Source organism: Halomonas sp. 3D7M (assembly GCF_014897885.1).
Taxonomy (GTDB): domain Bacteria; phylum Pseudomonadota; class Gammaproteobacteria; order Pseudomonadales; family Halomonadaceae; genus Vreelandella.
The window spans coordinates 6,315-17,154 of record NZ_JABUZF010000269.1 but is presented as its reverse complement, the minus strand read 5'-3'; the positions used below and the strand labels follow the sequence as shown (position 1 = coordinate 17,154).

General features: G+C 54.9%; 12 protein-coding genes. 6 read left to right on the top strand and 6 right to left on the bottom strand.

The features are described from left to right. From INT22_RS21525 to gbdR, 5 genes are all read right to left on the bottom strand, one after another. A partial coding sequence (locus INT22_RS21525; RefSeq protein ID WP_226912904.1) for a DUF3483 domain-containing protein occupies positions 1 to 242 on the bottom strand: 242 nt, incomplete at its 3' end. A 200-nt stretch (positions 243 to 442) separates the two neighbouring features. Further along, positions 443 to 2,515: a dimethylglycine demethylation protein DgcA gene (gene dgcA / locus INT22_RS18630; protein WP_089039340.1), complete on the bottom strand. Its 2,073-nt coding sequence runs from the start codon at positions 2,513 to 2,515 to the stop codon at positions 443 to 445. A gap of 24 nt (positions 2,516 to 2,539) precedes the next feature. Next, positions 2,540 to 3,085 (bottom strand): DUF5943 domain-containing protein, encoded by a 546-nt coding sequence (locus INT22_RS18625; RefSeq protein WP_193061726.1) that lies wholly within the window; start codon positions 3,083 to 3,085, stop codon positions 2,540 to 2,542. Between the two features lie 81 nt (positions 3,086 to 3,166). After that, positions 3,167 to 4,144, bottom strand: a complete 978-nt coding sequence (locus INT22_RS18620; RefSeq protein ID WP_089039341.1) for a dipeptidase — start codon at positions 4,142 to 4,144, stop codon at positions 3,167 to 3,169. A 226-nt stretch (positions 4,145 to 4,370) separates the two neighbouring features. Beyond that, entirely contained in the window at positions 4,371 to 5,516 is a 1,146-nt protein-coding gene (gene gbdR / locus INT22_RS18615; protein ID WP_193061727.1) for a choline metabolism transcriptional regulator GbdR, read from the bottom strand. Positions 5,517 to 5,878: 362 nt separating this feature from the next. On the opposite strand from gbdR, the gene INT22_RS18610 reads away from it, so the two are divergent. Then, positions 5,879 to 6,823 carry a co-chaperone YbbN gene (locus INT22_RS18610; RefSeq protein WP_193061728.1) on the top strand — a complete coding sequence of 315 codons (945 nt, stop codon included), beginning with the start codon at positions 5,879 to 5,881 and terminating at the stop codon, positions 6,821 to 6,823. A gap of 21 nt (positions 6,824 to 6,844) precedes the next feature. On the opposite strand, the gene INT22_RS18605 is transcribed toward INT22_RS18610, so the two are convergent. Beyond that, positions 6,845 to 8,008, bottom strand: coding sequence for a MalY/PatB family protein (locus INT22_RS18605; RefSeq protein ID WP_193061729.1), 1,164 nt, complete (start codon positions 8,006 to 8,008; stop codon positions 6,845 to 6,847). A gap of 39 nt (positions 8,009 to 8,047) precedes the next feature. Between INT22_RS18605 and INT22_RS18600 the strand changes: the two genes are divergently transcribed. From INT22_RS18600 to INT22_RS18580, 5 genes are all read left to right on the top strand, one after another. Further along, on the top strand, positions 8,048 to 8,479 hold the full coding sequence (locus tag INT22_RS18600) for a hypothetical protein (protein WP_193061740.1): 432 nt from the start codon (positions 8,048 to 8,050) through the stop codon (positions 8,477 to 8,479). A gap of 90 nt (positions 8,480 to 8,569) precedes the next feature. Further along, positions 8,570 to 9,376, top strand: a complete 807-nt coding sequence (locus INT22_RS18595) for a hypothetical protein (protein ID WP_193061730.1) — start codon at positions 8,570 to 8,572, stop codon at positions 9,374 to 9,376. A gap of 64 nt (positions 9,377 to 9,440) precedes the next feature. Further along, the gene (locus INT22_RS18590; RefSeq protein WP_038480812.1) at positions 9,441 to 9,848 is read left to right on the top strand and encodes an acyl-CoA thioesterase; all 408 of its coding nucleotides are present in this window, start codon (positions 9,441 to 9,443) and stop codon (positions 9,846 to 9,848) included. A gap of 39 nt (positions 9,849 to 9,887) precedes the next feature. Then, positions 9,888 to 10,190 carry a hypothetical protein gene (locus tag INT22_RS18585; RefSeq protein WP_089039347.1) on the top strand — a complete coding sequence of 101 codons (303 nt, stop codon included), beginning with the start codon at positions 9,888 to 9,890 and terminating at the stop codon, positions 10,188 to 10,190. 12 nt (positions 10,191 to 10,202) lie between these two features. Beyond that, a complete protein-coding gene (locus tag INT22_RS18580; protein WP_193061731.1) occupies positions 10,203 to 10,724 on the top strand; it encodes a DUF501 domain-containing protein in 522 nt (173 codons plus the stop codon). Positions 10,725 to 10,840: the final 116 nt, after the last annotated feature.

Genomic DNA, 10,840 nt, shown 5'->3' with positions numbered 1-10,840 from the left:
ATCAGCACGGCGGCAGCCACGAAGCCTCCGGCGGTGGCTACGTGGGTATTGGAGATCATTTTGTCGCGCCCCACGACATGGTGCAGATCCACCAAATAGCGGCGCGGCAGGGCCATCAACCCCTGGAGTAGGTTCACCCGCGAGGGGCGCCCCTGACGCCAAAGGCGTATACGGCGTACAGCGCCGATTACTGCCAGGGCCAGAGCAGTAAAAATCAGTATCGGCAAGAGCGTTTCGAGCATGGTACTCACCTCATCTTTCGCGGCGGGGCTGCTCCGGCGGCAGACCTCTGCGAGGGCGCTGTAAACCCATCCCTGGGCGCTACATTTGCCATCTGACCGCCATGGATGGCGGAAATGCCGTAAACGTATGGAACTGTTTTACGGCCATGGCAAATGACCCTCGCTACGGTCTACCACCGGCGCCCCGGCTCTCGCTCAGGTCAAAAGTCCTTGCAGATTCGCAGGGCGTCGTAGATGGCCGCATGGGTATTACGCGGTGCCGTGCAGTCGCCCAGGCGGAAGAGTAAAAAGCCGTCCCCTTCTTCACTTAGGCTAGGCTGAGGCTGGATGGCATAGAGCGCCTCCAGATCCACCTGCCCTTTGTTGCGAGACTGCTCTTTGAGGGCGTAATAAAGCGCCTCGTCAGGACGCACGCCGTTTTCGACGACCACCTGATCAACCACTCGCTCTTCCAAGGCACCGGTATACTCATTTTCGAGCACAGCCACTAGGCCGTCGCCCTCGCGGTAGACCTTATGCAGCATCAAGTCAGAGGACATGATCACTTCTTTCTCGTACAGGCTGCGGTAGTAGGTGGGGAAGGTAGTACCGCCCACCGCCGCGCCGGGCTTGATATCGTCGGTGACGATCTCGACCTTGGCGCCCTTATCAGCTAGAAAATCTGCCGCTGAGACGCCGGAGAATTCGCAGATGGCGTCATAAATCAGCACGTTTTTGCCGGGTGCCACCTTGCCTGAGAGAATATCCCAGGTGCTGACCACCAGGCTCTCCTCAGCATTCTCCGAATAGCCCCACTCGGGGTGCTGGCTAAGGAAGGGTTGGCCACCGGTGGCGAGCACCACGATATCGGGGCGTAGATCAAGCAAGGTTGCCTCATCGGCACGAGCCCCTAATCGCAGGTCGACTTTCAGGCGTGCCAATTCCAGCTGGTACCAACGAGTGATACCGGCGATTTGGTCGCGCTGCGGAGCCTGAGCAGCGATAGTGATCTGCCCACCCAGGGCATCAGCCGCCTCAAACAGGGTGACATCATGACCGCGCTCAGCAGCAACGCGAGCTGCCTCCATACCGCCGGGGCCACCGCCAACCACCACAACTTTGCGCTTAACGCCCTCGGTCTTTTCAATGATATGCGGCAGGCCCATGTATTCCCGCGAGGTGGCAGCGTTTTGAATACACAGTACATCCAGGCCCTGGTATTGGCGGTCGATGCAGTAGTTAGCCCCCACGCACTGTTTAATCTGATCTATCTGCCCCATCTTGATCTTGGCAATCAGGTGAGGGTCAGCAATATGCGCCCGGGTCATGCCCACCAGATCCACGTAGCCCCCTTCGAGAATACGCTGGGCCTGATTGGGATCTTTAATATTCTGGGCGTGGATCACCGGCACATTCACCACTTCCTTGATCCCCGCCGCCAGATGTAGAAAAGGCTCCGGTGGATAAGACATATTGGGGATAACGTTGGCGAGCGTGTTGTGAGTGTCGCAGCCAGAGCCGATGACGCCGAAAAAGTCGACCATTTTAGTGGCATCGTAATAAGCGGCGATCTGCTTCATGTCTTCATGTGAGAGGCCATCCGGGTGGAATTCGTCACCACAAATGCGCATACCCACCACGAAGTCATCGCCCACTTCGGCGCGCACCGCTTTGAGTACTTCCATGCCGAAGCGCATGCGATTTTCGAAACTACCGCCCCACTGGTCCTCGCGCTTGTTGACCCGCGGGCTCCAGAACTGGTCGATCAGGTGCTGGTGAACGGCAGACAGCTCGACGCCGTCGAGGCCGCCTTCCTTGGCCCGGCGCGCGGCCTGGGCGAAGTCACCGATGATGCGCCAGATCTCCTCCTCCTCGATGGTCTTGCAGGTAGAGCGGTGCACCGGCTCGCGGATACCAGAGGGGGATACCAGAGTCGACCAATCGAAGCCGTCCCAGCGTGAGCGACGTCCCATATGGGTAATCTGGATCATGATCTTGCCGCCATGCTTGTGCACGGCGTCCGCCAGATTCTGAAAGTGTGGAATGATGCGATCGGTAGAAAGGTTCACCGAACTCCACCAACCCTGGGGGCTATCAATGGACACCACTGATGAGCCACCGCAGATACACAGGCCACAGCCACCCTTGGATTTTTCTTCGTAATACCTGACGTAGCGCTCAGTCGTCATACCACCGTCAGTGGCATGCACCTCGGCATGGGCGGTACTGACCACACGGTTGCGGATGGTCAGCTTGCCGATCTCGATTGGCTCAAAGATTGCGTCAAATGCCATGGTTATCTCTCCTCGTACCCAGGGTTAGTGGGCAGCATCGGGCAGCGGTTTGACAGCGAAGACGCCGACATCACAGCCGGGTTCGGCAGCGCTCTGAGTCTGCTCAGCAACGGTGCGCAGCGTACTACCCCGTGCAGCGAGAATTTGATTCATGGCCCCAGCAAACCAGCCAGTGAACATGTACTCGACCTTGCGCCCAACCTTACCCAGTTGGTAAACGAAGGCGCTATGTTCTAGCCGCACCTGAGCCGTGCCAGCGTCAAGATCAATCTGTTCGGTGATGAAGTGGCCCCAGCCACGCTGAGAGAGACGCAGCATGTAGTGCTCAAAAACGGCTTCACCTTCGAGGCCATGGCACTCAGCTTCTTTCTCACACCAGTGCCAGGCGCTCTTATAGCCAGCGTGATAGAGGATTTCAGCGTACTTTTCAGCACCTAGCGCCTCTTCGACGGCCACATGGTTGTTGATAAAAAAGTGCCGTGGTACATAGAGCATCGGCAGCGCATCAGTCGTCCAGACGCCGGTTTCACTATCGACTTCGATAGGCAGTGCGGGGGCCAGTTTGGTCACGGGTATCATCCTCTACATCATTATTCTTGGCTAAGGAGCAGGCTTATCCCATCGCTCCTATCAATCTTATGGAGCAAGCGTTTAGGCGCCCCAGACATCCTTGAGGACGCGCACCCAGTTCTCACCCATGACCTTCCTTACCTGAGTTTCACTAAAGCCGCGCTTAAGGAGCGCCTCGGTGAGATTGGGGAACTCTCCGATGGTGCGAATGCCTTTGGGATTAATGATCTTGCCAAAGTCTGTCAAACGACGGGCGTAGCCCTTGTCGTGAGTCAGCCACTCGAAGAACTCTTGACCGTGCCCTTGGGTGAAATCAGTGCCAATGCCGATAGCATCTTCACCAACGATATTCATGACGTACTCGATCGCTTCGCAGTAGTCTTCGATGGTGGAGTCGATGCCCTTTTTGAGAAAAGGCGCGAACATGGTGACACCGACGAAACCGCCATGGTCAGCAATGAACTTAAGCTCTTGATCGGATTTGTTGCGCGGGTGCTCTTTGAGACCGGAGGGCAGGCAGTGGGAATAACAGACCGGCTTTTTGGATTCGAGAATCACCTCTTCAGAGGTCTTGGCACCGACATGAGAGAGATCGCACATAATGCCAACACGGTTCATCTCAGCGACAATCTCACGGCCAAAGCCAGACAGTCCGCCGTCACGCTCGTAGCAGCCGGTTCCCACTAGATTCTGGGTGTTGTAGCACATCTGCACGATGCCTACGCCCAGCTGCTTGAAGATCTCTACGTAGCCGATTTGATCCTCAAACGCATGCGCATTCTGGAAACCAAAGATGATCCCTGTCTTGCCCTCTTCTTTCGCACGCGTGATATCAGCGGTGGTGCGTACCGGGCGTACCAGGTCGCTACACTCGGCCATCAGTTGGTTCGACTTGACGATATTATCGACCGTGGCCTGAAACCCTTCCCACACCGAAACAGTGCAGTTAGCAGCTGTCAAACCACCCCGACGCATGTCCTCAAGCAGCTCACGATTCCATTTGGCGATAATCAAGCCATCGATGACGATAGCGTCATCGTGCAGTTCTGAGGGTGTCATAGCTAAGCTCCAACATTGATTTATGTAGCGAGCATAGCGCTGACGTTGGGTTGGGCTGCTCTTGGAAACGACGACGGAAATTCCAAAAACGTCATTGTGTCGTGAACACGACAGCTACTTGGGATCTTTTGATAGTTGCAGCAGCGTGGCATCGATATAAAAAAACGTGCTACCCGACGCTGGGTAGCACGCTCTCATCATTGGCTGCGTAGGAAAGTAGGAGATATCATTTCAACAGCGTCACGCTGGCAAAGGTAGGCTCTCCCTGAGCGCACGCCAGCGCCTGCTGAGCGCTTGAGAAAGGTTCATTGGTATTGGGTTCGCCCCCCCACCGTTTGATCAGTGGTGGCGACTTGGCGTGATTATTGCCTTGCCGATCGTGCACCCCGAGGCGCTCATTTCTTGGCGGTACGCCAAAGTATTCACGGTAACACTTAGAAAAATGGGGCGTAGAAACGAAGCCACAAACGGAAGCAATCTCGATGATCGATAAAGGCGTTTGCTTAAGCAGCTGTCTAGCGCGCACTAAGCGCAGCTTGAGATAATAACGCGATGGCGAGCAGAGCAGATAGCGTTGGAACAGACGCTCTAACTGACGACGCGAAACATTAACATAACGAGCGAGCTCATCGAGTTCGATCGGTTCCTCAAGGTTGGATTCCATCAATGCGACAATTTCCAACAGTTTAGGCTGGGTAGTACCGAGTACGTGTTTAAGAGGAACGCGCTGCTGATCCTGCTCATTACGCACACGCTCATAGATAAACATCTCGGAGATACCTGCCGACAGCTCGCGTCCATGATCATGAGCAATCAGGTTCAGCATCATATCGAGCGGTGCTGTGCCGCCAGACGCCGTGAATCGATCCCGGTCAATCGAAAACAGAAAGGTCGTCAGGATGACGTTCGGGAAAGCTTCCTGCATGGAGGCCAGGCACTCCCAATGGATGCTGGTCTCATAGTGGTCAAGCAGCCCTGCCTGACCCAGCGCCCAGCTTCCCGTACATACCGAGCCTAAACGTCTTAGTTGACGCGACTGCGACTGAAGCCAACGCACATGCTCACGAGTAACACTATGCTGAGGCCCCACTCCTCCGCACACAACGACCCACTCTAGCGACAAGGGGGTGTGCATAGAGGCGTCAGGCGTTACCTGCAACCCATCACTGGCACGTACCGGCAAGCCATCTTGGGTCAGGGTATACCAGCGGTATAGTTCACGGCCGGCCAATTGATTGGCCATCCGCAAAGGATCAATGGCTGAAGCCAGGGAAATTAGCGTGAAATTATCTAACAGGAGAAAACCAAGGGTTTGCGGCTCGCCCGCACGATGGAAATTTGCTGTCAGGTCTTTTGCTTTGTCTGATGTCATCGATTTACCCTCCGTCACCTTTAGATCATCAGTTTTTCTTTTTATTAGTATAGGTGGCGCTGGCGCTTCTTAGTTTCCCATTACTGCAGTGAACACTCACTCGTGCCGGGGTGGCATTACTCTTAAGTCGCATTTTGGCACGAATACGCCGAATAGCGACAAAACCATCTTGCAAACTAAGCGACACGTCGCAAACGAAACAGTCGAGGTCGTTATCGACACGCCTGACAAGTGACCCAGATTTCGATTCATGAGGAGCACTTTTTGTGATGGGTACTTTATTTACCACTGTTTCCTTGAATCCTTACCCGGTTGCCTGCATATCATGACGTAATCCATTTCAAGCGATGCAGAGCTTAGCCATGTCCATTATTGACCCCCGTACCGGCAATCCGTTGACCACGGAACCCGCTAGTATCGACAACGAAGAAGCGAGCACAGTTCGCCCTTCCGTAACACCTGAAGAAGTTATTATTGAGCTTAATGCTGGCAATATTCAGCAAGTGCTCGAAGCATCGATGCAGGTGCCAGTGCTACTGGGCTGCTACTCACCTTCAAACGCCAGTGGCAATGCTCTGCTATCGGTGTTGGAAAAGTTAGTTGTCGAATACGCGGGTGCTTTCCTGCTTGGCAAGCTGGATATTGAAGCCAATCCGGAAATCGCTAGCCAGTTAGGCGTGCGCTCAGCCCCCGATGTTAAGCTCGTTAGCCAAGGCGGCTTGGTCGATAGCTTCCAAGGCGTATTACCTGAAAAGGAAGTGCGCGAGTGGCTAAACCGCTACTTCCCAGCCCCAGGTGATGCACCGCCTAGTCCAGAAGATCAAGCCGAAGAGGCATTAGCAGCGGGCGATGCAGCAGGCGCGCGCGAAATCTATCAAACCTTGATTAGCCAGTATCCAGAGCATTACGCCTACCAGATCGGCCTTGCAAGGGCACTCGTGGCTGAAAAGCGCGGAGATGATGCCCGCAGCGTGCTCGACAACTTGCCCCCCGAAGAGCGTGATGCGGCACCTGCCCGCGGTGTGCGAGCCAGTATCGAATTTAGCGAGCAGGCCCTTTCTGTAGAAGAAGTCGCCGCGCTGGGTGATCGCAACGACAGTGAAGCGCGGTACCAGCGTGCACTGCGCCATGTTGCCGATGGCCAATACGAAACAGGCCTTGAGGGGTTGCTTGGTTTGATGAAGGATGACCGCGCCTATAACGACGACGCGGCCCGTAAAACCTTATTGCAAGTATTCGACGCTCTGGGTGCCGACCATCCGCTAACCGTGACCTATCGGCGCAAGCTATTTGCCCTGCTGTATTAATTAGTTACAGGCCAGTACTGATCAGGCTTTCAGCAGCTTATCCATTCTTGCTAATGCCGCTTCCAGTTGCGAAGCGGTAGTACCAAAATTAAGCCGCACGAACCCAGGGCAGCCAAACGCAGCCCCATCAGAAAGTGCCACGCCCGCCCGTTCCAGTAATGCTTTGGCGGGCGAATCGCCTAGTCCCGCCTCGCGCATATCCAGCCACGCAAGGTAAGTAGATTCCGGCTCGCTCATGGTCACTCCCGGCCATAACGCTACCCGTGCCTGCAGCGTAGCGCGGTGATCACGCAGTACCGCTAACAGCGCTTGACGCCAGGGCTCACCTTCGCGATAAGCCGCTTCAGCAGCAACCAGCCCCAGTACATTGCCATCCGGCAAAAAGCCTTTTGTGGCCTCAGCAAAGCGCTTACGCAGCGTAGCATCAGGAATAACGGCACAGGCACTGGTCAGCCCCGCAAGGTTGAACGTTTTTGACGGCGCCCACAGCGTGATCGTTCGTTTAGCCAGTTCCGGGAACATGGCAGCCAGGGGGCGATGTTGGGCTCCCTCGTTTAGCAGCAGATCGCAGTGCAACTCATCAGAGACAACCCATAAATCATGCCGCTCAACGACCGCGGCCAACTTGGTAAGCTCTTGGTCACTCCATACACGCCCTGTTGGATTATGCGGGTGGCACCACAGCAGCAGACGGGTTTGCGGCGTTATCGCGGCTTCTAACGCGTCAATATCCAATTGCCAAGGCTCGCCAGGGGACGCCGGCTCAGCTAACATCGCTTGCTGGGCCAGCCGTCCTGTGCGCTCTGCAACGGCCAGAAAAGGTGGATAAATCGGGGCAATCGTCAGAACCCCTTCACCTGGCTTGGTGAGCGCCATCGCCGCAAAGTGCAACGCGGGCACAACCCCAGGCAACCACTGTTGCCAATCGGGCTGAATAGGCCAATCGTAATGGTGGGCGCTCCACTGGCAGAGGGTTTCGCTTAACGTATCGGGCACTTCACCATAGCCATAGACACCGTGCGCCACCCGAGCACGTAGCGCCTCAATCACGGCGGGCGGTGAGCAAAAATCCATATCTGCCACCCACAACGGCAGTACGTTTGCAGCATAGCGATGCCATTTTTGCGAGGCATAATCCCCTTTTGGAGAGCGTCGCTCGACGGGCGTGGAAAAATCAAACGCCATAATTAATCTCACTTATGTTCTTGGGAGTAACTATTGAGCATGCCGCAAGATGACTTTTATACCAAGATGCGCGCGGGACTACCGGCGTTGTTGCGGCAATGGCGTTCACTTGGCCAAGCCGATACTGACCAACTGGCACTCATTTTGGCTGAAACGGCACGGGTCGCCAAACTAGGCACCCCCGATGAGACGCCAAGCGGTGCCACACTTGAGCAGTGGAGCCGCGAAGAGCATGGCGAGATACCACTCTGGGCACCTCGCACCGCAGTATTTTTGCTCAACCAAATGCCTGCCCGCCCCACCCCACAAAGTGATGCGGAGGCCTGCGCCTGGGCTTACTGCTGGCTGCGCAACCGATCATTTGATTCGCTGCACGCCGCCCATGATGCATTGCCGTCCCACTTAAAAGTGCCGCTCGAAAATGCCTTAGAGGCTGCTTGGCGCGACCAACAAGGCCTACGTCTGGTGTAGCTAGCGAAAATTTCCACTGACGATGTGTGTCACTAACCGCGCTTGCGCACCCGCGACTTTGTGATTTGATAACAGCAAGGAAAACACCGCATGATAGAGGTTCCTCTCACTTGGCAACTGGCAAAACTAGGCCTCTCGATTAGCATGGTGCTCGGGCTTGGTGCCATCGCGGTGCGTGCCAGTCCTCGTATAGCAGGGCTACTGGCGGGTTACCCATTAGGAACCGCGTTAGCGCTGTTTTTTATTGGTTTAGAAATTTCCCCGCTGTTTGCAACTCAAAGCGCGGTACATACACTGGCAGGCTTCACTGCAACAATGGCGTTAGTCGCAGGCTATTTAGTGGCAGGTCGCCAACCAGGATTCAAAGGCATCGCTGGCGGCTTAGCAGGCGGTTTTATTGCGTGGTTCGCGGTTAGCACCGTACTTGCCCAATTCAATTTTACGCGGCTTAGCGGCACGCTGCTGACACTCTGTGCTATCGCTGTGTTCAGCCTGTTATTCCGCAGTATTCCTGATGTAAAAAGTCCCGCCAGTCGCGCCTTTTCGCTTCCCGCACTTGCCGCGCGAGCATGCTTGGCCACCGCCATCGTTTTTGTGATTACCTGGCTCGCGCATTGGCTGCCACCCGCTTGGGCGGGCACACTAGCGGCGTTTCCAGTCACCATGCTGCCTTTTCTGCTCATTCTGCATCTAAACTATGGGTTCGCGCCAGCGGCAACCGTGATCAAACACTACCCTATGGGGCTTGGCTCGTTGCTGAGTTATACGCTATGCGTTTCTTTGACTTACAGCACGTTAGGTCTTTTCTGGGGAACATTAGCGGGGTTCGCAACTGCCACACTGTGGCTACTTGGCTGGATGCAGTTCTCCGCCTGGTATCAACGTCGCGCCACTTGACCAAGCGCTCGCTAGGGGTAATTCTGGTTAACCTGAATTGCTAATAACCAATAAGGATGACCTGATGTTCACCCGTATGATTGAGCCAGCTTTTTACGACACCGATGCGCTAGGCCATATTAACAATACCCGTCTGCCAGCTTGGTTTGAGTTGGCACGTAACGACTTATTCAAACTATTTACGCCAGACCTCAACCCTAAACAGTGGCGTTTGATTATGGCGCGGATGGAAGTCGATTACCGTGCTGAACTGTTCTACGGCCACGACATCGAATTACGTACCTATTTGACACGTTTAGGTACCAGCTCGTTTACAGTGACTCAGGAGGCGCGCCAACATGGCACGCTGACTAATGTGGGGCATACCATACTGGTGCAATACGACCATCAAGAAAAGCGTGCGGTACCTATTGAAGGTGATTTGCGTGATGCGCTATCCGCACACTTACACAGCGCGCCAACGCCGGCTTAATTCACTCCCCTCCGTTCGGCGGGGCGCTGGGAGATCCCCATGGCAATCCGTTATAATCTTTGGATCGATCCGGATAATACGGCGCAGCACCGCGCCGTTGAAGCCGACCTTGAGCGCTATTTTATGGAGCGCTTTGCAGACTACCCGCATATCCGCTTGTTCGGCGCAGATCCTTACGATTATGATGCCCCGTTCAATCGGCTTTACGATGTGTTAATGGCGCGGGCCGCAGAGTACTGCGAGCGGACATGGTGCTATGTGGCGTCTCCCGAGCAGTTGAACCGCTGCTTCTTCCGTGCTGTTGGCCGCTCAAATAAGTTTATTCAAGATGACCGACAGTGAGATACCCACGTAATGGTAATTCGTACCGACCAAGTTCCCAATGAGCGCCAGCTAGCTATTATCACTCAACAGCTCGGGCGTCCTCCCCGCGGTATTGAAGCCGTTGCGGCTACCGATGCCCACGGCACTCCGCTTGTGCTGCGTATGGCGCCGATTGTCGATGGCAAACCGTTTCCCACCCTTTACTGGCTATGCTCCGATCTGCTCAAAATTGAGATCTCACGGATTGAAGCCGTGGGTGTCATTAAGTCGCTGGAACAACGCCTTCAGGAAGAACCTGAATTTCTAGATGCTTACCAACAAAGCCATCACGATTACGTTAAAGCACGCTGGGCGTATATGAGTGATGCCCAACGCGATGAAGTCGCTAAGCTTGGCTATAGCGATGTTCTCACCGAACGTGGCGTGGGCGGCATTAGCAACTGGCAACAGGTACGCTGCCTGCACACTCAGTATGCCCACCATTTATGTGGTAATAACGTGATCGGGCAATGGATGGATGAACACTATAACGTTCAGAGCTGCCTAAGCTAACGGCACATTCATGGCTTGATAACTCACCGCTCATTTATAAGCAGCTGATCTGTCATAAGGACGCTTACCATGGCACGAATTTGTGTATACCTCGGCTCGCGTGAAGGGAACACCCC